This is a genomic window from Virgibacillus sp. M23, from assembly GCF_034190895.1.
Classification (GTDB): Bacteria; Bacillota; Bacilli; order Bacillales; family Amphibacillaceae; genus Virgibacillus; species Virgibacillus salarius.
Genome location: NZ_JAWDHA010000020.1, coordinates 18,803 through 41,772 on the forward strand (window position 1 = coordinate 18,803; position 22,970 = coordinate 41,772).

At 38.1% G+C, this 22,970-nt stretch carries 15 protein-coding genes, 1 pseudogene and 1 riboswitch; of the genes and pseudogenes, 4 read left to right on the plus strand and 12 right to left on the minus strand.

All coding sequences use genetic code 11. The features are described from left to right. The first annotated feature begins 277 nt into the window (after nt 1-277). On the plus strand, nt 278-1,621 hold the full coding sequence (locus RVS70_RS10050) for a sodium-dependent transporter (RefSeq protein ID WP_321133157.1): 1,344 nt from the start codon (nt 278-280) through the stop codon (nt 1,619-1,621). 55 nt (nt 1,622-1,676) lie between these two features. Continuing rightward, nucleotides 1,677-3,020, plus strand: coding sequence for a CoA-disulfide reductase (locus RVS70_RS10055; protein WP_026682897.1), 1,344 nt, complete (start codon nt 1,677-1,679; stop codon nt 3,018-3,020). 102 nt (nt 3,021-3,122) lie between these two features. Here RVS70_RS10055 and RVS70_RS10060 read toward each other — a convergent pair whose 3' ends face one another. The 5 genes from RVS70_RS10060 to RVS70_RS10080 form a co-directional block, all read right to left on the minus strand. Then, complete coding sequence (locus tag RVS70_RS10060; protein ID WP_121604059.1) at nt 3,123-3,317, minus strand: hypothetical protein; 195 nt, start codon at nt 3,315-3,317, stop codon at nt 3,123-3,125. A gap of 334 nt (nt 3,318-3,651) precedes the next feature. Next, complete coding sequence (locus RVS70_RS10065) at nt 3,652-4,755, minus strand: glycerol dehydrogenase (RefSeq protein WP_321133160.1); 1,104 nt, start codon at nt 4,753-4,755, stop codon at nt 3,652-3,654. Between the two features lie 250 nt (nt 4,756-5,005). After that, a complete protein-coding gene (locus RVS70_RS10070; RefSeq protein ID WP_321133162.1) occupies nt 5,006-5,218 on the minus strand; it encodes a hypothetical protein in 213 nt (70 codons plus the stop codon). A 334-nt stretch (nt 5,219-5,552) separates the two neighbouring features. Beyond that, on the minus strand, nt 5,553-6,224 hold the full coding sequence (locus tag RVS70_RS10075; RefSeq protein ID WP_026682773.1) for a hypothetical protein: 672 nt from the start codon (nt 6,222-6,224) through the stop codon (nt 5,553-5,555). Nucleotides 6,225-6,467: 243 nt separating this feature from the next. Beyond that, the gene (locus tag RVS70_RS10080) at nt 6,468-7,520 is read right to left on the minus strand and encodes a C45 family peptidase (RefSeq protein ID WP_321133164.1); all 1,053 of its coding nucleotides are present in this window, start codon (nt 7,518-7,520) and stop codon (nt 6,468-6,470) included. A 228-nt stretch (nt 7,521-7,748) separates the two neighbouring features. Here RVS70_RS10080 and RVS70_RS10085 point away from each other — a divergent pair, with 228 nt between their 5' ends. Further along, nucleotides 7,749-9,467: a DNA-binding protein gene (locus tag RVS70_RS10085; protein ID WP_321133165.1), complete on the plus strand. Its 1,719-nt coding sequence runs from the start codon at nt 7,749-7,751 to the stop codon at nt 9,465-9,467. A 30-nt stretch (nt 9,468-9,497) separates the two neighbouring features. Here the strand turns inward: RVS70_RS10085 and RVS70_RS10090 are convergent, their stop codons facing one another. The 7 genes and pseudogenes from RVS70_RS10090 to RVS70_RS10120 all read right to left on the minus strand — a co-directional run bounded on the left by RVS70_RS10090 (nt 9,498) and on the right by RVS70_RS10120 (nt 17,711). After that, a complete protein-coding gene (locus tag RVS70_RS10090) occupies nt 9,498-10,073 on the minus strand; it encodes a hypothetical protein (RefSeq protein WP_121604708.1) in 576 nt (191 codons plus the stop codon). Nucleotides 10,074-10,471: 398 nt separating this feature from the next. Further along, nucleotides 10,472-12,340 (minus strand): ABC-F family ATP-binding cassette domain-containing protein, encoded by a 1,869-nt coding sequence (locus tag RVS70_RS10095; protein WP_321133166.1) that lies wholly within the window; start codon nt 12,338-12,340, stop codon nt 10,472-10,474. A gap of 13 nt (nt 12,341-12,353) precedes the next feature. Continuing rightward, the gene (locus tag RVS70_RS10100; RefSeq protein WP_121604706.1) at nt 12,354-12,569 is read right to left on the minus strand and encodes a hypothetical protein; all 216 of its coding nucleotides are present in this window, start codon (nt 12,567-12,569) and stop codon (nt 12,354-12,356) included. Nucleotides 12,570-13,447: 878 nt separating this feature from the next. Further along, nucleotides 13,448-13,912, minus strand: a complete 465-nt coding sequence (gene ribE / locus RVS70_RS10105) for a 6,7-dimethyl-8-ribityllumazine synthase (RefSeq protein WP_026682777.1) — start codon at nt 13,910-13,912, stop codon at nt 13,448-13,450. A 1-nt stretch (nt 13,913) separates the two neighbouring features. Beyond that, nucleotides 13,914-14,528 (minus strand): annotated as a pseudogene (gene ribB / locus RVS70_RS10110) (3,4-dihydroxy-2-butanone-4-phosphate synthase); the annotation flags it as partial. A gap of 12 nt (nt 14,529-14,540) precedes the next feature. Further along, a complete protein-coding gene (gene ribE / locus RVS70_RS10115) occupies nt 14,541-15,185 on the minus strand; it encodes a riboflavin synthase (protein WP_026682778.1) in 645 nt (214 codons plus the stop codon). A 418-nt stretch (nt 15,186-15,603) separates the two neighbouring features. Continuing rightward, nucleotides 15,604-15,751, minus strand: a riboswitch (FMN riboswitch). A 673-nt stretch (nt 15,752-16,424) separates the two neighbouring features. Further along, nucleotides 16,425-17,711: a globin-coupled sensor protein gene (locus RVS70_RS10120; protein ID WP_321133168.1), complete on the minus strand. Its 1,287-nt coding sequence runs from the start codon at nt 17,709-17,711 to the stop codon at nt 16,425-16,427. Nucleotides 17,712-18,574: 863 nt separating this feature from the next. Between RVS70_RS10120 and RVS70_RS10125 the strand changes: the two genes are divergently transcribed. Beyond that, on the plus strand, nt 18,575-22,855 hold the full coding sequence (locus RVS70_RS10125; RefSeq protein WP_205389653.1) for a S8 family peptidase: 4,281 nt from the start codon (nt 18,575-18,577) through the stop codon (nt 22,853-22,855). The last annotated feature ends 115 nt before the right edge of the window (nt 22,856-22,970 follow it).

The following is a 22,970-nucleotide window of genomic DNA, read 5'->3' on the forward strand; positions in this document are numbered from 1 at the left end:
GTGAAACATAATTCTAAAGGGGATGTTTAAGAAAGGGCTTTGCGATATAGCAACTGCTAGATTTGAGACTCAAGTAGGAGGAACTTTCGTGTAAATCACCGGAGTGAGAGTATGTACTCACAAAAAGACGAAACGTTGTTCACGAAAAGAGGGCTTTACAGGTGTCTGGAAACAAAGCTATCCTTTGAGACAGCCCCTATTTATGACTGAACTATTCAGTAAGTCTTCTACATTACATCTGAGCTAACGAATAAAAGAAGAGAGGAAGACAAATTTTATGGAAAAGAAAAAAGATCAATGGTCAACAAAGCTAGGATTTATCCTATCTTCAGCAGGAGCTGCAATTGGCCTAGGAGCAATTTGGAAATTCCCGTATATGACAGGAATGAATGGTGGCGGAGCATTTTTCCTGTTGTTCATCGCATTTACAATCATCATTGGTCTTCCTATTTTAATTGCTGAATTTATTATTGGAAGAGGTACTCAGAAAGAGGCAGTATCTGCCTACCAAAAGCTTGCACCAAAATCTGGCTGGTCATTTATTGGACATTGGGGAGTTATAGGAGCATTCTTACTTCTGTCCTTTTATAGTGTCGTTGGTGGGTGGGTATTAATCTATAGTGCAATCTCTATACCCGGCATGATTATAAGTGATTCGGCTAATTATGGGGAATTATTCGCAACGATAACCGGTAATCCACTCATTACGATCATCGGCCATTTATTATTTATTTTAATTAATATCATCGTTATTTCGTTTGGAATTAAGGACGGAATTGAAAAAACAAGTAAAATCTTAATGCCATTATTATTTATTTTCTTCATTGTACTCGTTATTCGATCCGTAACTTTTGAAGGAGCAATAGAAGGATTACGTTTTTTCCTTCAACCAGACTTTTCTAAGCTTAATGCAGAAAATGTTTTATATGCACTTGGCCAATCCTTCTTTTCACTCGCCGTAGGGATCTCCGTTATGGTCACATATAGTTCTTATCTAAATAAAGATGTTAGCTTGCCAATGTCAGCAGGCTCTGTTTCTATTATGAATATTTTTGTATCCTTACTAGCTGGTCTTGCTATTTTCCCAGTGGTATTCGCATTTGGCTTGGAACCTGCTGAAGGTCCAGGGTTACTTTTTATTGTGCTTCCAGAGGCATTTGCTCAAATGCCATTTGGAGAGTTGTTTTTAAGTTTATTCTTACTATTATTTTTATTTGCAGTCTTAACATCTTCCTTTAGCATGCTGGAAATCATAACATCTGCATTCAGTGAGAAAAAACAACGTTCTCGTAAAAAAACAGCCATCGTTTCCGGTATACTTGTATTTATTGCAGGCATACCAGCTGCATTATCCTCTAGTAGCCTTGCTGATTTTAAGATTTTCGGTCTAACTATTTTTGACGCCTCCGATTTTCTAGTGAGTAATATCATGCTGCCTGGTGGCTGTTTATTTATTGCTCTGTTTATCGGATTTAGAATGGATAAAAGCCTTATAAAACAGGAATTTACTTCAGCAAATAATCTATCAGATGGGATATACCATGTATGGTTCCAATTAATGCGCTGGCTTGTCCCAGTGACAATCATTATTGTTTTTTTAGGTTCAATTGGGGTTATTTAGGGTAAAGTACTAGTAATGCAAATGAATGTGAACGTTAAAAAGTGAGGTGATCAAGTTGGCCAAAAAAATCCTTATTGTTGGCGGCGTTGGTGGTGGGGCAACCGTAGCAGCGCAAATCCGTAGAGCAAACAAAGAAGATGAGATTATTTTATTGGAGAAGGGTGGCCATGTATCCTTTTCCAATTGCGGAATGCCCTATTACATCGGAGGTACTATAGAAAATAGGGATGCTATTCTATATTCCAAAGAAAAATTTAGTGAGAAATTTCAGGTAGAGGTCCGTACGTTTACAGAGGTAACAGCCATTGACCGTTCCAATAAAGAAATTACCTATTGCTCAAAGACAGGCAATCATCAAGAAACCTATAACACGTTAATTTTGTCACCTGGAGCATCTGCAGTGATGCCTTCTATTAAGGGAATGAATAGGGAACGGACATTTAGCTTGCATACGATACCTGATATGGATGCAATTCATGCTTATATCGAAACAAATCAGCCTAAGTCCGCAGCTGTTATTGGTGGTGGCTTTGTAGGTTTAGAAATGATTGAAAATTTACATGCCAAAGGAATAACCTGCAAACTTATTGATCGCTCTGAACAAGTAATGAATGTTATTGATGCAGATATGGCTAGGATTGTGCAAGAATACCTAACGAAAAAGAATATAGAAGTACGATTAAATGATGGCCTTCATCATTTCTCAAATGATGGAAAGCTATTACATGTAAACAGTGGAGGAACTATTCAAGCGGATCTCACCATCATGGCTGTTGGAATTCGTCCAAATACCAAGCTTGCAGTAGATGCATCCCTTGAAATTGGCAAAACAGGCGCAATCTTAGTCAACACTTTTATGCAAACTAGTGATCCAAGTATTTATGCATTAGGAGATGTAGTAGAAACAAAGGATCCAATTACTGGTCATGGGAGAAATATTGCCTTAGCAGGACCTGCCCATCGTCAAGCTTTTGTCATTGCTAATCATCTAAATGGAAAACCTATTACGTATAATGGAACATATGGCACCAATATTTTAAAATTATTCGATTTAACAATTGGATCAACTGGTCATAATAGTGACAGCTTAGAAGCCTATGGAAAATCATACGATGTAGCTACACTTCAATCGTTATCAAATGCAAGCTATTACCCTGGAGCAGATAAGCTTTGGATAAAGGTTTTATTTGATAAACAGCATGGAACCATTCTAGGTGGGCAGGTCGTTGGTCATGCAGGTGTAGATAAGCGTCTAGCAGTTCTTGCCACTGCAATCAAAGGAAAGCTAACCGTCTTTGATCTATCTGATTTAGAGCTTGGTTATGCACCACCTTATTCTAGTCCAAAGGATCCAATAAATATTCTTGGATATAAAGCCAGTTCTAAACTTGAACAATAATTATATCCAAAAATAAGAAAAACTGAGCAAAATTCGCTCAGTCCTTATCACTACATGCTCAGATTCACGCTTTCTCTAATAGCTATTATGGAATAATAGCTACTACTTGACCACCACTCCGGCTGCCCACTTCCCTTTCCGTGGCGTTTGTCCTTCAGCTAACTTTTTTAGCAAAACCCGCTCAAAAAAGTGGATCTTCAGGTCAAACATTTCCCACAGGAGTTGAAGTGGCCGGCCTTCGCTATTATCAGGCTCTACAACGCTAGCATGAAGTAACACAGCTGCTTTTATACTCACGGATAGCGATTTTCATTATACCCATTGTAAAAAAAGTCAACCTATTACTTATGACAAGAATTGTTGCACCTTCGCATAGCGGAGACTAATTACGTAGACTCCTGCGGGATTAGCACGAGCCGAAAATCCACTTTGCAACGTGTTCTTCTTTGCAAAGTTAGTTAAGGCCGTGCCCGCGGAAAGCGAAGTAATTAGTCGGAGCATTGCCAATATACATCAAACATTTCAAAATAACTACTGGGCTTAACGCAGTCATTGCACTGATTTTATACTTTCTTAACTTAGAAACAAAAACTGTCCATGAGATAAAATCGCCATGGACAGTTTTTTGATATTACTTATTCACAAATTGTTTGCTTAACTGATCTACTGCAAGTATAGCTGAAGCAACATCACCAGCCTGAATACTTGGTGATAAGTTTTTCATCGTCTCTCCTTCTTGCGTAGCTGCCTCGCCTACTTTTAGCAGCTCCTCATAAGAAACATCGTCTAAATGCATGTCTCGTAATGTAGTTGGAAGACCAAGTTCGCGATAAAATTGAATATATTTTATCATTTCATCCTCGCTATGGAGCTCTAATAACAACTGCACCAATGTACCATATGCAACCTTTTCGCCATGAGTAAGGTGGTGAATATCACCTTCGAGTACGGTGAATCCATTATGAATGGCATGTGCTCCTGCTAAGCCACCACTTTCAAAACCTAATCCTGATAATAATGTATTAGCTTCCACTACAGCTTCTACATGATTCGTAACCAATCCTTTTTTTACTGCTTGATATGCAGCTATTCCATATGCAAATAATGTTTTTTCACACTCTTTAGCAATTGCCTTAGCTGCAATACTTGTTTTTCCGCCTGCCATCGTATCACCATTGCGCTTCAGTGTAGCTCGAGCCTCTACCCATGTAGCCATCGCATCAGCAATACCAGACGCAAATAATCTAGCTGGAGCTTTGGCGACAACTGCAGTATCAACAAGTACTAAGTCAGGGTTTTTATGATAAAACTTATAACTTTCAAACACTCCTTCATCACTATATATCACAGATAATGCGCTCGTAGGTGCATCTGTTGAAGCAGTAGTTGGAACGATAGCAACACGAGCATGCAATTCATTTGCTATCGCTTTAGCTGTATCCAATGTCTTCCCTCCGCCTACACCAACTACTACATCTACCTGATGATCCTTCCCTTCATTTACCACTCTTTTTATTTCACTTAATGAGGCCTCTCCATTAAACGGAACATAATGATAGTCCAAATTTTCTTCCCTCATGCTTGCTTCAATTGTCTCTTTAGTTATGTCCCAAACCACATCATCAGAAAGAATAAGTGGCTTTTCTGCGATTGATTTCACATGTTTTCCAATAAGATGTAAGGCATCTTTTCCTTGAATATATTTACCAGGTGATACAAAAACAATATTTGACATTTTCTTCACCCTTTCTAATTTTTACATCTATAGTATACCAATTCTACGAATTTTCATCCATATTTTGTGAAGTGTTTCACATTATATTCATAATCAAAGATTTTCATTTACGCGCATTCAATTTTATGACACCTCCTTGAGACATACGAACCCTTTGTATTATGTCTGCTTATAACCATAAGAAAAACTGAGCAAAATTCGCTCATTCCTTATCACTAAATGCTCAGATTTACGCTTTCTCTAGTAGCTATTATGGAATAATAGCTACTGCTTGACCACCACTCCGGCTTGCCCACTTCCCTTTCCGTGGGGTTTGTCCTTCAGCTAACTTTTTTAGCAAAACCCGCTCAAAAAAGTGGATCTTCAGGTCAAACATTTCCCACAGGAGTTGAAGTGGCCGGCCTTCGCTATTATCAGGCTCTACAACGCTAGCATGAAGTAACACAGCTGCTATTATACTCACGAATAGCGATTTTCACTTTACCCATTGTAAAAAAAGTCAACCTATTACTTATGACAAGAATTGTTGCACCTTCGCATAGCGGAGACTAATTACGTAGACTCCTGCGGGATTAGCACGAGCCGAAAATCCACTTTGCAACGTGTTCTTCTTTGCAAAGTTAGTTAAGGCCGTGCCCGCGGAAAGCGAAGTAATTAGTCGGAGCATTGCCAATATACATCAAACATTTCAAAATAACTACTTGGCTTAACGCAATCATTGCACTGATTTTATACTTTCTTAACTTATAAAAAAATCCCTAATCGCCAATTTTTGATGATTAGGGACTGATGATTAATTATAAATCTTCCTCAAAACGATAAACTAACTTGTAATTTTCCTCATTAAGTAGATCCGCCACATGTACACGTACTCCATGCCCGAACACAACCTCATCTTCTGTCATAGCGACAATCATTGCTTTTGTTTCATTAGCAATATCAATATATATATCACCAACGACTGGCTTTAAGCTGCCGTCACTTTCAGCAAGGTAGCTAATCGATTCATCTTGAATTTGCTGTTCTTCTGGCACGAGGCTTTTATCATAATAAGCTATTTCTTGACTTGCATCAGCCTTACCTGGGACCATTACAACATATTCACTATGCTTCACTCCATTATCTCTAGTGGTAACAACATTCCCGTCTTCCACACTATCTACTTTTTCAATAGCATTTAAGGAATAATGGTCAAGGAAATCTGGAGCTGGCTTAATAATTAGAATATAGTCCCCTGGTTCTGGCATCTTATTCTTATCAATCGTATACCTTTTCCCGTAAAAAATAAATGTATCATTATGTTGTGGTCTATAGAGTTCTATTTCGCTTGCTTTCGTTAGAATTTGCTGCATATCCTTTAGGCGATATAAATGAACCGATTTTTTAAACATCGGTTTTACCGAATATACTTTATGCAATTCATTCTTGTAAAAAACGAATTGGCCCTTCCTTACCTGAAAAAGCTTCATTAGATTACCTCCTACCTTCATATTCCATTTGAGTATAATATAACTGGAACTCATAAATAAAGTAAAACTTCATTCAAATAAATAAATCCTTTTATTCTGAATGATCATGCATGTAATCCATGTTTCTTGAGCTGTAATAAACTCCTATTCTGTTGAGCAAGTACTTGTACAGATAATGTCAGTCTAAATTTATTTTCCCTTAAACCTCAACACTTTAAACATTGAATTCCTAAATAATAGTATTTATCGAACATTTTCTTCCATATGAACAAATGGCAAGTCCGTATCAACCATTCCAATTACTCGTTTCATGGCTATATTCTCCCCTTTTAACCATCGTTTAAAGTCAAAGATTTCTGGCTTTCGATCTCCACCTAAAGCAAACCACACCTTTAATTCTTTAGGAAAATAACCAGAGGTATGAATGGTTCCCGACCAGTTTTTATATTTAGTAGAGAATACACCTCTTGTTGAATTATTCATCATTTCAAATGCTTGATAAGCATTATTTAATGACCCCTTTTGCTCATCTATTGCCCGCTTCCTTCGATAGGAATCATCCAAATGGTAACGGTTTTCAGCTGTTAATGTTTCAAAATGATTGGTACATACATGTGACTGACGTACCTTAACAGCTCGCGGTGATGCTTCTACTACAATAGAATCCCCGCTCCTATCTAACAATACATAACTAAATGAGTGCCGATGAGGAATATCTTTCAATAAATGTATTGCCTCTTCTGTATTTCTACAGCTTTCCAAAATTATTCTTCCGATCATATTACAAATAAAGCCATCACCCGGCTTTCGACGATGAATGAAATTATAGCCCAATGCAAGACCATGTTCGTTCATACCATCCATTCTGCCAGTAATGCGCTGTGACGGTCCAATGGTCGCGAAACCTTGATCATTTGGTTGAAAAATGGTATAGCGCCCTTCATATGTTTTCGGATGATAGTCATAATTACGTATCATATAATTGGACCCTGTAAAAATAGAACAACCACTTTTGGTATACGCTAAACGATAGCCACCGAACTCTTGAAGTACATCATTCATATCCCACTTTAACGCATGCATGAGTCCTTGAAGTTCTTCCCATATTCCTGGAGCAAACGTCGTGATAGCCGCCTTTACCTCACTTTCATTAATAGTGAAACGCGGTCTTCTAATTCCCCATTGCTTCTTTCTGTTTTCAAGAATAAATGAATTTCTTAACCATTCACCCTGTCTAATCCCATATTCATAATGACTACCACGAAATTGAATAACATCACTATAAATTTGTTTCATCCGCTCCCCCCTTTGCATTCGTATCCCCCTATTTTAATGAATTTATATTTATTTGAAAATAAATGTGCCTAAACTGAAACTTTTTATTCATTTTCAACGTATACATTCATAAAGGTAATAATCACATCATTACTTGTAGGGTTCACATATTGTTTTTGTGTATATAAAGCTACTATTTTTTCCGGACTCTCAAAGTTCCCTCTTGTAAAGAAGATAGGAGATGAAAGCATGACAGGAATATTAACAACAACGATTCTATCCTTTATCCTGTATTTTGTTATTGCTGGATATTTTGTACTTAAAAACAAGAAATATCGAGTAACAACTTTTAAGGCAGTTGCTATTATATTTGCGACTTTATTTATCATAGGGGCTATAATCGTCTATATTTTTATGCCACCTATTACGATTCCAAATATGACGATTGCCAATATCATCATTGGAGTAGCTGGTATGACTGGTTTGTATATGCTTACGTCAAGCCAACCTTTTAGCAAATCAAGTCAACAGTTTGATGTGATCACAGGGGCCATCATTGTATTTACTGTTATAGCTATTCCTGGATTTTTTGTATTAGGAATATTCACCTTAGATGATACGTATGAATCCATTGCTAAAGAAGAAGTAGCTGAAGCCAAACCTTTAGATAAAGATGCTACACCAATTGTTGTTTCGCCTGAGTTTGCTCGAAATAAAGTACAGAAGGCGATGAGTGTAGTACCAAACACACAATATTATGACTTAGGTAAGTTGCAGGTGCAAAAAATTAAAGATGACATTGTGTTCGTTGCACCGGTAGAGTTCACTGATTTCTGGAGGTACTTTAGAGGCAAAGAGACAGAAGGTTATTTCACTATCTCTGCTACTGATGTTAATGCCCAGCCAAAATTTATTAAAAATAATATGAAGTATACAAATTCGAGCTACTTTCATCATAACATTGATCGTACCATTTATAATGCGCATCCAGATTATATTCGAAGTGGTGAGGCACAAATTGAAGTAGACGAAAATGGAAAGCCTTGGTATGTTCAAACGCTCTTTAAACCAATCGGACTAACGAACAAGCCAGATATGGAAAAATTACATGTTGCCGTAGTCGATCCTGTTACAGGTGATGTTAAACTATATCATGCTGCTGATGCACCTGAATTTATTGATGGATCCATTAGTTCAGAAATGGCCTCAAATGAGAATGAATATTTCGGGAAATATATTCATGGGTGGCTGAACTCCCTTTTTGGCAAAAAGGATGTAAAGATTGCGAATGAATCTGGTACGGAATCAAGCGTTACACCAATTTTTGATGAGAATGGAGAGATGCATTATTTTACTGATATGTCTTCCCCAAAAGAGAATATTGACTCCGCACTTGGTTACACCTTAATTAATGCAAGAACAGGTGAACTAACATATTATAACGGGGAAAAGAATAACGGCATAATGGATAGTAAGGGTGCAAAGGAAATTGTAAATAAAGAGTTCCCTGAAAAGAAATGGACTGGTTCCATGCCAATTCTTTACAACATTGATGGGAATCCAACATGGGTTGTAAATGTCCTTGATCCAAACGGATTATTTAAACATTATGCATATATTAAAGCGTCTGATTCCGATTTTGTTGTTTTTGGTGATACTGCCAGAAGTACACTTGAGGCTTATCGTTTAGCTTTGGCGCAAGATCCTAGTAATGTGGAATCAACTGGAGAAGCAGCATTAGAAAAGAGAAATGGTATTGTTGAACGGGTTGTTGTAACAACGCAAGATAAAAAACAAATTGTTCAATTCTTACTTAAAGATGATGCGACTATTTATACCGTAAATTCTGGAAAAGCACCAAGATCCATTTTCTTGCAAATAGGCGATAAAGTTCAATTAGAAGCAAATATGCGTGACAATCAAACCGGAATAGTAGAAACAATCTCCATTGAGGGACTAACAGAATAAAAGGAAAAACAGGCTAGGAGGATTTACTCCTTAGCCTGTTTTTTTAGGTCCATGATTTTTTAACCACCAGAACAATTTGGTTAGCCAAAAAGCAAGATACGAAATAGCAACATCCAATAAGAATATATAGGTTAACTTCATTCCTCCATGCAAAATTAACATATCCAAAGCAATAAAAATAGAGGCTAATCCATATCCAAATCCAGCAGAAAGCACGATAGCATATAAATAAAAATTTTTCCCTTTATTCGTACAATATTGGTAGAGCAACATAAATCCAATCGGCAGCACAACTGTTGTCACTGTAAGACTTGTTGGAAATAAGTAGGAAATACTATGTGGTGTAATAAGATAATTATACATCGATAATACATTATCAAGATTAGACCACATGACATGTATGGCAAAACCATAAAAACCGATTTCAAATACTCTCCCTCGATCCAAGAAAAAGTATAAAAGAACGAAAGGAATGATTACACTCACAATATTGAACCAAAAATACCATGTATCTGGACCAGAAGTTTGATGCCAATACTCTTCCTGTAGAATGCCAAGTCTTTCTTTTAATTCATAAATTTGATAATATAGTTCATCTACACTCATACGCTTTAACCACCTGAATAAACGATCGTTGAGGTTAGTTTAAGCTTATCTTCGTAATTCTATACAGATAAACAATTAAGCGCTTTTATCCAATACAAAACGCTGTTTTCATGTATGGATTTACAATAAAGAACAAGAGCGCAAGCGCCCGATTAGAAACGATGATTGGCGAGTCAACGGTGATAAAGGAATCACAGTGAGATTGCGAGCCGATGTTGACTTAGATTAGGGCGATTCGTGAAGTCGCATCGTTTCTGGGCGCTAGAGCTGGGCGCAGCTCAACACGCCCCTATTTATCCACATGGGCATATTTTATAATTTTCCTAGACAACAAAAAACACCCCTAGCAATTAGATATTTGGTCTAACTTTAGGGATGCACCTCATTGCAGGTAGGTTCTATTCACCAATTAATAATGATAACTCTTCCCAACGTTCCATCTTTGCCTCTAATTTGGCTTCTATCTCTTGCTGTTCGTTAAATAATACTTGGACTCTTTCTGAATCACTTCCAGCATTTACAATGTTATCCTGGATCTTTTCCAGTTCTTCTTCCAATGCTGTAATAACATCTTCAATTTCATTCCATTCTTTTTGCTCATTATAGGAAAGTTTTTTCCTCTGTTTCTTCGGCTTTACTTTTTCTGTTTTTTCAACAGGCTTTTGGGTCATCGGTATTTCCTTCTGTTTCTCTAGATAGTCCGTGTAGTTTCCATAGTAAGGTATTATACGATTATTTTCCGTAAAAACTAATAAACGGTCAATCACTCGATCTAAAAAGTATCGATCATGTGAAACTGTTATAACGACGCCAGGAAATTGATCGAGATACTCTTCTAATACACTTAATGTTTGCGTATCTAAATCATTGGTAGGCTCATCTAAAAATAAAACATTTGGTTCTTCCATTAATATTTTCAATAAATAGAGACGACGTTTTTCTCCACCTGATAGCTTCCGAATATACGTCCACTGTTGTGTTCGAGAAAATAAAAAATGTTCGAGCATTTGCTCAGCTGTAATAATCGCCCCGTCTTTTGTGTGGATAACTTCAGCTACTTCTTTTATATAATCAATGATTCTCATTTCACCGTTAAGCTCTTCATCACCCTGTGTATAATAGCCGATTTTCACTGTTTCACCAATAATAACTTCTCCATTATCTGGTGTAATACGCTGTGCCATTAAGTCGAGCAACGTCGTTTTCCCAGACCCATTTGGACCTACAATACCTAATCTGTCTCCAGGAACAATTAATTGATTCAATTTGGTTACGATTTGTTTATTGGCAAAGGACTTATCTACTTCCTTCAGCTCTATTACTTTTTTCCCTAATCGGACAGATCCTACGGGTACATCAATGGCTTGCTCATTCGTGTCAAATGTTTTTTCCTTCATCTCATGAACACGATCAATTCTTGCTTTTTGCTTTGTCGAACGAGCTTTAGCTCCACGCTTTAACCACGCTAACTCCCTGCGTAGCGTATTTTTATGCTTCATCTCATTACTTCTCTCCAGCGCTTCACGCTCTGCCTTTTTTTCTAAAAAAATCTCATAATTCCCTTCATACGAATAAAGCTTTCCTTTGTCTAATTCGAAAATTCGATTCGTCACACGATTTAAAAAGTATCGATCGTGTGTAACTACTAATAGGGAGCCACGATATGATTGTAAATACCTCTCAAGCCAATCAATCGTCTCATTATCCAAATGGTTCGTCGGCTCATCTAAAATGAGGAGATCAGCAGGCTGAATTAAGGCTTTGGCAATGGCCACTCGCTTTTTTTGTCCCCCAGATAACGCATTTATTTTTCTATTAAATTCTGTAATGCCTAGCTTCGTTAGGACCGTTTTGGCTGCTGTATTTGCTTCCCACGCATTTGCCTCATCCATCTTCTGCTGCATCACAAGCAAATTTGATTGCTCTTTTTCACTTGTTGGATCACGTTGTAAATCCAGCAATGCTCGCTCATAATCGCGCATCACACGCATAATTAACGAATTACCATAATAAATCTGCTCCATCACTGTCAAATCCCCATCTAAATCTGGATCTTGGGCTAAGTATTCAATTTGATAATCTTTTGCGTGCTGAATCGTACCCTGTTCTGGTGACTCAAGTTTTGCGATTGTTTTAAGGAATGTAGACTTCCCGGTACCATTTACTCCAATTAACCCTATTCGTTCATGCGCAGCAATGATACAGGAAACAGATTGAAATAATATTTTATCACCAAATGATTTCGTTATATTTTCAACGGTTAGCATTCTCGATCATCCTTCAACTCTTTCGATTCTTTAACCATGTTTTAATAATAATAACAATTAACAATAGCATCCAAGAAGTTACAAGGTAGAAAATAACTTTACTTGGCTCAGCCATCTCTGAAAAGAAAAAAGCCATTCCCGTCCATACAACAGCAATGATTACTAATTGTCCTAATAATAGCTTAATAATAATCTCCCCCATATCTGTGAACACAAGATCTTTTATCATTCATATTTTTTATATATAAAGTGAAACTTCCATCCGTAGGGGGTTTTGTTTTTCCCCACGGATGGTTAGTACCACAAGGGTATGACCTAAAGGCCCTTAAACCAATCGGACATTTACTGGCAGTTGTTCACACTTACCCATATTGGGTTCACTTCATTGCTTAAAGTGCGGATCTTACTGCCAGTTATATGCGGGATAAAGTGAAACTTCCATCCGTGGGGGGTTTTGTTTTTCCCCACGGATGGTTAGTACCACAAGGGTATGACCTAAAGGCCCTTAAACCGATCGGACATTTACTGGCAGTTGTTCCACACTTACCCATATTGGGTTCACTTTATTGCTTAAAGTGCGGATCTTACTGCCAGTTATATGCGGGATAAAGTGAAACTTCCATCCGTGGGGGGTTTTGTTTTTCCCCACGGATGGTTAGTACCACAAGGGTATGACCTAAAGGCCCTTAAACCGATCGGACATTTACTGGCAGTTGTTCCACACTTACCCATATTGGGTTCACTTTATTGCTTAAAGCGCGGATCTTACTGCCAGTTATATGCGGGATAAATTAAAAAAATCCTCTACGGACAAGTTTATCCTATCCCTATGGATTTTTCCAACGTTAGAAGGATATTATTTTAGATAAAGTGAAACTTCAATCAGTTGGTGGTTTTGTTTATCCACCACTGATTGTTAGGTGAACCAATCGGACATTTACTGGCAGTTGAACACCTTCTTATCCATATTGCTTTCACTTTATTCCTTGAGGTGGGGGGCTTACTGCCAGTTATGTGGAATAAAGTAAGAAAGAGAAATAGCAAAATAACCAAAGCAACTCCTCTAACTATTTCTGAGAAGTTGCTTACTTGCTTTGATATATCGTTTTATAATGATCGAAGTAAATTTGCCATTTCTATAGCTGATAACGCTGCTTCCGCTCCTTTATTACCTGCTTTTGTACCAGCACGTTCAATTGCCTGCTCAATGGACTCCGTTGTTAAGACACCAAAAATAACTGGCTTCTCGGATTGTAAGGATGCTTGAGATATCCCCTTTGCTGCTTCATTACAAACATAATCAAAATGAGGTGTCGAGCCTCGAATAACTGTTCCTAAAGTAATAATGGCATCATAGTCTGCTTTCAGAGCCATTTTCTTAGCAATTAATGGAAGCTCGTATGCTCCAGGAACCCAAACAATCGTAATATTTTCCTTTGCTACACCATGTCTAATTAAGGCATCCTCAGCCCCCTCGAGAAGTTTACTAGTAATAAAGTCATTAAACCTACTTACAACAATACCGATTCTTAAATCGGTTCCTACAAGATTACCTTCCAATATATGTCCCATTTTGCTTACACTCCTCTTCTATCATTAATCGATAATTGATTAAATCTTCAATAGAAATCATACATAAGTTAAACTTGGCAGCCATTCTTTCTAAATCTGGCACTCTCGCCATCATGCCGTTTTCTTTAATTATTTCACAGATAACTCCTGATGGGGCTGCTCCACAAAGTTTTGCTAAATCCACGGAAGCTTCTGTATGTCCAGGACGTGTTAAAACACCTCCACCCTTAGCAATTAAAGGAAATACGTGACCTGGCTGTTTAAAATCCTCTTTCATTGCAAATTTATTAACTAAGGCACGAATTGTCGTTGAGCGTTCATGTGCGCTTATCCCAGTAGTTGTATCCTTATAATCTACACTGACTGTAAAGGCTGTTGATAGCGGATCGTTATTGTTTGATGTCATTAAAGAAAGTCCAACTCGCTCTGCTACTTCTGACTCAATCGATGTACAAACCAGGCCTTTACCGTGGGTGATCATAAAGTTTATCGTATCAGGAGTGATCAGTTCAGATAGTGCTACTAAATCTCCTTCATTTTCTCTCTGTTCATCATCCACAACGATGATAGGTCTCCCTGTCTTTAATTGATCGATAGCCTCTTCAATTGTGTTCATTTATGGCACCTCCTAAATAATACCTTTTTGTTTAAGAAAATTATGATCAAGCTTCCTTGAATCAGTAGAATGGGAAAGCAATTGCTCTACATGTTTCACGAGCATATCACACTCTATATTCACCAAGCTCCCCTTGCCTTTATCTCCTAAAATAGTCACGGAAGCTGTATGAGGAATTAATGATATCGTAAAGACATTCCCACGAACTTGAAATAGTGTTAAGCTTACACCATCGACTGCAATCGAACCCTTTTTTAGTAAATATCTTTCTAGTTCCTTATCCACTTCAATGTCATAATAAATGGCATTCTCCTTTTGATATTTCTGAATAATCGTTCCAGTACCGTCAACATGGCCAGAAACAAAATGTCCACCAAATCGACTGTTAACTCCCATCGCCCTCTCTAGGTTCACTTCAGACCCTTTCGTCAGTTCCTTTAGAGAGGTAGCTTTCATTGTCTCTGGCATCACCTCCGCAGAGAAGCCAATATCATCAAATGCAGCAACTGTTAGACAAGTCCCATTAACAGCAACACTATCACCAACGTGCATATCCATGATCACTTTTTTGGCAGTAATTGTTAAAAAGATTGCCTGTTTAGATGGTTGCTTTATGGAGCGAATGACACCTTTCTCTTCAATAATTCCAGTAAACATAAATTTCACTCCTTTTTCCTAAAATTGAAGCGTACTAGATCGAACTTATACTGGCTTTATCTTTCCAACCAGTAGAACAAAAGCGCAAGCGCACGATTAGAAACGTAGCGACTAGAGCCAGTCAACGGAGATAAAGGAATCACGGTGTGCTTGCGAACCGATGATGACTTATCGCAGGGCGATTCGTGAAGTCGCATCGTTTCTTGGCGCTGGAGCTGGACGCGGTTCAACACGCCAAAATTTATCCATATGGACAAATTTACTAGACTACGAAAAAAGCCTCTGAATTTCGCTTCAGAGGCTTTGAGGACAGAATTTCGTCACCACATGTATACGTAAATAAGCCATTGAAAATATGAATGGCAAAAAAACGTTGGCAAATAGCATACGTATCCTATTTGCTAACATGCTGCGTCAAAAATTCCTTCTCCCATCCAGACTTTAACTGTCGGCTCTGGAGTCACACCAGATCCACCGTTTGGCATTATGCCGCACGGGTCACGGACTAAGAAGTAAATAACTTCATCACCGCCGATTGGGAATTTCACCCGACCCCGAAGGAAATAACTACTATATTATATTTTCCTTATTACGGTAGTAACTTTTTATTATTATAGGGGCATTTATTGGTTCCTATAAACCCCCGCCAAGTTCCTACCAAAATCCTTCCACTTTCCTTAAGGATTATTGCTTAAATATTATCAATACTTATATAAAAATGCAAGGAGATATTTTTCTCCCCATCATCTTTATAGCTTCCTAAAGTTGTGTAAGCATTCATTTAACTATAGATATTCGTACTTCTGTAATCAAATCAAGTGAAGCTTCCATCTGTTTTTAAAACATATACGTACAAAGGCTTCATTCGCCACATCCTGTGGCAACGCCTTTGTGACCTACTTCCATTTAGGCCCGAACCAATCGGACATTTACTGGCAGTTGATCCACACTTATCCATATTGGTTTCACTTGATTGCTTGAAGTGGGGACTTACTGCCAATTATATGCGGGATAAAATGAAACTTCCATCCGTGGGGGGTTTTGTTTTTCCCCACGGATGGTTAGTTAAACCAATCGGACATTTACTGGCAGTCGATCCCACACTTATCCATATTGGTTTCACTTGATTGCTTGAAGTGGGGACTTACTGCCAGTTATATGCGGGATAAAAAATAAATATATGGTTATATAATAAATGGGTCACACCATAAAATAGTAATTATTACAGTACCTTCCTTGCTATTGCATTTCACTAGTAATCATCGTAAGATTATCTGCTGAAGAAGCCACTTCGTCCATTGCTTTACCTAATTCATCCAATACGTTCACAAATGAAATAAACTCTTTTTCAATCTTATTATTTTGAATCCTGGTTTTTTTCATCGTATTAACAATCTCTGCAAAATGCGTTTCCGATTCTTTAAACGTATCGTTTCCATTTTCGATTTCTTCGCTAATTTTATATAATGATCCAGTTAATTTTTCTACTTGTTGATCTGTATTCGAGATAAGGGTTGACACATTTGTGACTGATCTTTTTGTTTCATCTGCAAGTTTCCGAACTTCTTCTGCCACGACTGCAAATCCACGACCGTGCTCACCAGCTCGTGCAGCCTCAATTGAAGCATTAAGAGAAAGCAGGCTTGTTTGATCAGCGATCCCCGTTACAATATCAATAATTCCTTGCATTTTTTTTGATATATCTGCTAAAGCCTTCACCTCACTAGCAAGCTTATGTATAGAATAATGAATTGTCGACATGTTTTCCTTCTGTTCGTTTACTTGCTGCTTACCATTTGTCGCTCGCTTCTCTGCTAAATGTGAAAGCTCTGACCCAGCATTCGCAATTAATACAATTTCATCTGATTGTGAACTCAGTTGTTGGAACGCAGCATTTGTTTCTTCCGATATGGCCGCAAGATTCTCCGATGCATGTGCTACATTTTCTCGTATTAATTGCTTTTGTTCCTCTGCTTGTTTTTTTATCCGCTCTGTTTCCGCATCATATGCTTCCAATACCAGCTGTTGCTCTAAATTTACTATTTTTGAAATGGATCGAATTGCTAGGAAACATTCGTCTTTTGAGTTAATGTTCTTCTCTATTATTGTCACCAATGACAAGAACAGGTCTTGAAAGGCACACATGTACCACTTTGTATCAAGTCCGATATGTACATGTATTAAAGCGATTCGTTGTCGTTTGGAGAAATATTCCTCATTGATTACCCCTGTAAACATTTCCGAGATATGTCTTTTTAAAGTTTGCTTTAGTTTTTCTATAGAACTATGTTGATTAATAATTTGTAGTAAAGCAGGTTCATTTTCTAGATTTTGATAAAATCTATCAACCATAAAATCCAGATTTTCTACGACATATTCTTGCGTACAATGAATTATTCGTAAATCGGCCTCCGTAAGTCCAATCATCTGAAATTGTCTCTCTACTTCACTACCAGCTTCTATTTGAAGCTTGGCTTGTCCACCTTCTAATTGACGTGTGGTAGTTTTTTTGGTATTTCTTAACATCAATTGTTTCCCCCTATCTGTATAGGGTTAATATCGGCAAAATAGTTACTTATTTTCAGTCTAGTGAACGATCCCTTCGATCGACTTGTAGTTTTTATGGTTAATTCAGCCCTAATTTACTAGATAGTCTATTTTCACGCGAGTATAAATGTTTATAAAGTGAAAATTCAATGAGTTAGGGGTGTTGTTTTATCCTCCACCGAAAGTTAGTTCCAGAGCAAAAGCGAAAGCGCCTGATTAGAACCGTAGGGACTGGAGCGAGTCAACGGAGATAAAGAAATTACGATGAGCTTGCAAGCCGATGATGACTTAGATTAGGGAGATTCGTGAAGTCACCTCGTTTCTGGGTGCTGGAGCTGGATGTGGCTCAACACGCCCATATTTATCCACATGGGCAAATTTTATACTTCTTATCTTTCAAGGATATGACCTAAGGCCTTTGAACCAATCGGACATTGACTGGCAGTCCATCCCCTACTTAAACATATTGGTTTCCTTTATTGCTTGAATTTATATGCAGGATAAACGAAACACATATGATGCCCTATTTTCATTAATAAAGAAATAATTGCATGAAATCAAATTGCGAAACTAATACCAATGGTTTATTTATCAATAACCGTTTAAAAACCTGGTAAATGTTAGTGACCTAAGATTATTAATGTATTCACGTTTACACGCTGTTCACTACAATGAAGCAGGAGAAAAGAACTACGAAAAATTTTGGAAAAATAGCTACAAAACTATCATTTTTAAAATTAAGACAAATATTGACAAAGTTCTACACTACTCTCCATATATAGTTAGAGACAACTACCAATGGAACTAGGGGGAATTTATACCAAAAAAAAGGAGGAGAAAAAATGCAGCAATTTCCCATGAGGAAATATATTGCCGTTCTGCTAATCTGTATCTTACTTATCACATTAGCTACGCCATATCTATCACATGTTTTTGCCCAACAAGATAAGCGCGAGTCTGCTAGTCAAGTAATACAAAGTAAGCTAGTAAAAACATTTGATAAAACTGATTATGTGCGTTATCTAGTTATTCTTAAGGATCAGGTCAATACTGTACAGCTAGCAGAAAGTGCAAAAAAAGAAGCAATACAAGCAAAACTTTCTACCGCTAAGGCAAAACAACTCAAACAAAGGACCGTTGTGTCTGCATTACAAGAAAATGCCGAAAAAACGCAACAGGATCTAAAGTCCTTACTAAAAAAACAAAAACAATCGGGGAACATCAAGCAATTTCACAGCTATTTCATTGTTAATGCCTTTTCTGTTACTGGAAATGAGAAATCAGTGGAAAGAATCGCTAAATCTAAGCAGGTAAAATCGATCATACTGGATGAACAACAGCAACTTCTTCCTATTGAAGAGGATAATACGTTCGCCGTAAAACAAACAGACAACCAGTCAGAGGATACCGAATGGAATATTGAGCGAGTAGGAGCACCGGAAGTTTGGGAAAGAAATATAACTGGAGAGGGTACCGTCGTTGCAAATATTGATAGTGGAGTAGAAGGTAATCATCCAGCTTTAACCAGACAATACAGAGGTTATCAAGAAGATGATCCCGATCAACCAGTTCATGAATTCAATTGGCATGACGCTGTTTTTGATCGCTCACGTCCAATGGATTCAGATGGCCACGGAACGCATACCATGGGCACGATGGTTGGTCAAGAGGAAGGTGGACAAAATAAAATCGGTGTCGCTCCAGGTGCAAAGTGGATTGCTACCAGAGCATTCTATCAAGGAACAGGCTATGACTCTTATATTTTGGAAGCCGCAGAATGGATACTAGCCCCAACAGATGAGAACGGTGAGCCTCATCCGGAAAAAGCTCCAGATGTGGTAAATAACTCTTGGGGTGGTAGCCCAATAAACAATGACTGGTTTCGACCAATGGTACAGGCATGGCGCAGTGCTGGAATCGTTCCTATATTCTCTGTAGGAAATGCAGGGTTCTTGAATCCATCAGAGCCTGGTACAGCTTCAGCACCAGCGAATTATCCAGAATCCATTGCTGTCGGTGCTACTGATGCAAATGATGATTTAGCATCGTTCTCTCTTCAAGGACCGTCAGAGAGAGGTGAAATAAAACCAGATATCTCTGCTCCCGGAGTTACCATTCGTTCTTCTCTACCTGGTGCATCATGGGATACATTTGACTATGGGGAGTCTAGCGGTACTTCTATGGCCGCCCCACATGTTGCAGCTGCAATATTATTAATGAAGCAAGTCGATGCTTCTTTAACCGTTGATGAGATAGAAAATATCTTAAAGCTAACTGCTACGGAAAAAACGAATGAGGAGTATACAAATGCCCCAAATAATGGTTATGGGTACGGTATTCTAAATGTAGACGATGCAGTAGAAGCTGTTGAACAAGGAATAGGCACAATTACAGGACAGGTTCAGACGTATGGACAAGATGATCAAGCTCCAACAGTAGAATCAGAACTCAGAGAAGCTGTGTTTTTAAATGAAAATGCTTCTTTTTCGGTACATGCGGAAGATAATACAAGTGTTAATGATGTTACACTACATGTACAGTATGACAATAATACAGAACGTAGCTATCCAGCTGCTATAATTGAAGGAAACCATCAAAGTGGTTCGTATACTTCTGTTGTGCCACTAGAAGATATTTCAGGTACGTCACTACATTATTGGTGGAGAGTCGAAGATTTCAGTGGAAATGTAACAGAAAGTGAACCTCAATTGGTTCGTATAGAGGAAGGTATAACGGATGGCTACTCAGAAGACTTTGAATCTTATCCAGACGGCTGGTATTCCTTTGGTACTAATAATTCCTGGGAATGGGGACTACCAAGCTACGGACCAGAAGAAGCGGCCTCTGGTAGAAAATTACTGGGCACAAATCTTCGTGGACAATATGAAATGCATTCAGATATGACGATGGTTATGCCACCAATTCTTCCAGAGAACGGAACACAACTGCGCTTTAAACAATGGTACGAGTTAAGCTATTTCGGCTGGGATACAGGAACAATATATGTTTCTACTGACAAGGAAAATTGGGAAGAATTGTATCATATTACAGAATCGAATGACAACTGGCACGAAACAGGAATTGATTTATCTGACTATGCAGGAGAAAAGATTTATATTGGGTTTAATTTAAAGTCACAGGATAATCAATTTGCTGGATGGTATCTTGACGATGTTCGTCTAACAAACGATCGTGCACAAAAAAACGAGAAGCAAAACATGAAAACATCTGGAACGATGAAAACGACTATGCAGGATATGCAGGAACATTTATCCTATCCAATATCTACTTTACAAGCAACCAATGATTCAGATCTCTTACCCGTAGGTGAAGCTACCATTGGAGTAGAAGAAACTGGATGGGAAACAAAATCCAATCCTAAAAATGGAGAATTTATCATTCATCACCCACCCGGTGATTACACACTATCCGTTAATGCCTATGGATATAGCCCGGTAACAGAGACTGTGACGTTATCTGAGAATGGGGATATTTCTCCGACAATTTCCTTAGAGCCGCTACCTAAGCAGGAAATCTCGGGAACAATTACAGATAAAAACGGTAATAAAATTGAAAATGCAACCATTTTTCTATTGGAAGACGAGCATGCGGAACCTGTTAAATCTAGCGAAAATGGTACCTATACTTTGCAAGCCTATGAGGGTGCTTATACAGTAAAAGTATTTGCAGAAGGATATGATGGTGAAGCTAAGTCTGTACTGGTGAAGGAAAATGAGGCAAACCAGCTAGACTTTGAATTAACAACGTTCTCCAGCAATGAGACGTCAGAAATTTATTATGACAATGGAGACTATGGTAAAAATCTAGCCATGCTCTTAGAAGGCAATGGCTTTGCTGTAAAAATGGCTTTAGATGAAGGAAAGGAATCCGCTATGCTAACAGGTGCAAAGCTCCAATTTTGGGCATCTCACGTCCCTGTACCTGGTGGAGATGATATTTTGATCGCAATTTATGATGCCACGGGTGAAAATGGAGCTCCTGGAAATCGATTAGCGGGACCAATTGAAGCAAAAGCAAAACGAGATTTAAATCAATGGACAGAAGTAGACCTTTCGCAACATGGCATTGTCGTTGAGGATGATTTCTATGTCGTTTACCTTCAAGCAAATGACTATCCGTTTATTCCTGGATTTGTTTCAGATGGTGACATTGAAAATGCTGCGGGAAAAAGCTGGGACTACATTGGCGGAAAATGGTTCAAAGCAAACGATAATATAGGTAACTATATGATACGTGCTGTGGTTGATTATGGAAAAGACACTCCTGATTTTGCAACACCTGTAATCACATCACCGGAAGCGGATTACGATACCAATGAGCAACAGCTCACAATCGAGGGTACCGCCTCTCCAGGAACCATTGCACAGCTTATGAATAACGATGAAGAACGTGAATCAGTGGAGGTTGCTGAAGACGGATCCTTTACAATAGATACAGTGCTTACGGAAGGAGAAAATGAGCTTACTATCGTCTCTTTATACAACGGTCAGCCCGTAGGTGAATCAGAATCGGTTACTGTTACGTTCAGCAAAGAACCTTCCCTAACAATTGATTCTCCTAAGGATGGAGAAAAAACAAATCGAGAAGTTATAACTGTTGAAGGTACAGTATCCGTTGGTAATCTTGATGTTGTCACAGTTAATGGACAACAAGCAACGGTTTCGGACGATGGTAATTACACAAAACGGGTTATGGTAAACAATGGTGAAAATCTAATCGAAGTCATTGCAAAAGATAGAAGCGGAAATCAGGTCAAGAAAACCATTACAGTTGACGTAAACCATACCATTCCATCTATTAATCACCTTAATCCGGAGGATGACGTATTTCTTGAAACAGGAGAATCCGTTCATATCGAGTTTGATAGTGTTCCAGGTCTTAAAGCTTCTTTTCTTATTCATATGCCACTGGTTAATGAACCCTTAGGACTTGCAAATGTAACCGAATTGCCCATGATAGAAACATCAGATGGCCATTATCAAGGCTTTTGGACAGCAATCAATAACCTACGTGCACAAGGAGCTGTTATTGAAGTTAAGGTTGAAGATGAATATGGAAATACTAATCGTCAACAGGCAAACGGAAAACTCTTTATAAATTGAGACTTCTTTCAGTGGGGGTTTTGTTTATCCCCCACTTACCAATAATGGTTTCCCTTTATTGCTTGAAGCGGGTGGAGTACTGCCAGTTATATAGGAGATAAATGACGACGGAATC

Coding starts and splice junctions, on each gene's coding strand:
- RVS70_RS10050 (WP_321133157.1), top strand. CDS start 278: ATGGAAAAGAAAAAAGATCAATGGTCAACAAAGCTAGGATTTATCCTA.
- RVS70_RS10065 (WP_321133160.1), bottom strand. CDS start 4,755: ATGTCAAATATTGTTTTTGTATCACCTGGTAAATATATTCAAGGAAAA.
- RVS70_RS10075 (WP_026682773.1), bottom strand. CDS start 6,224: ATGAAGCTTTTTCAGGTAAGGAAGGGCCAATTCGTTTTTTACAAGAAT.
- RVS70_RS10080 (WP_321133164.1), bottom strand. CDS start 7,520: ATGAAACAAATTTATAGTGATGTTATTCAATTTCGTGGTAGTCATTAT.
- RVS70_RS10085 (WP_321133165.1), top strand. CDS start 7,749: ATGACAGGAATATTAACAACAACGATTCTATCCTTTATCCTGTATTTT.
- RVS70_RS10090 (WP_121604708.1), bottom strand. CDS start 10,073: ATGAGTGTAGATGAACTATATTATCAAATTTATGAATTAAAAGAAAGA.
- RVS70_RS10095 (WP_321133166.1), bottom strand. CDS start 12,340: ATGCTAACCGTTGAAAATATAACGAAATCATTTGGTGATAAAATATTA.
- RVS70_RS10100 (WP_121604706.1), bottom strand. CDS start 12,569: ATGATAAAAGATCTTGTGTTCACAGATATGGGGGAGATTATTATTAAG.
- ribE (WP_026682777.1), bottom strand. CDS start 13,912: ATGGGACATATATTGGAAGGTAATCTTGTAGGAACCGATTTAAGAATC.
- ribE (WP_026682778.1), bottom strand. CDS start 15,185: ATGTTTACTGGAATTATTGAAGAGAAAGGTGTCATTCGCTCCATAAAG.
- RVS70_RS10120 (WP_321133168.1), bottom strand. CDS start 17,711: ATGTTAAGAAATACCAAAAAAACTACCACACGTCAATTAGAAGGTGGA.
- RVS70_RS10125 (WP_205389653.1), top strand. CDS start 18,575: ATGCAGCAATTTCCCATGAGGAAATATATTGCCGTTCTGCTAATCTGT.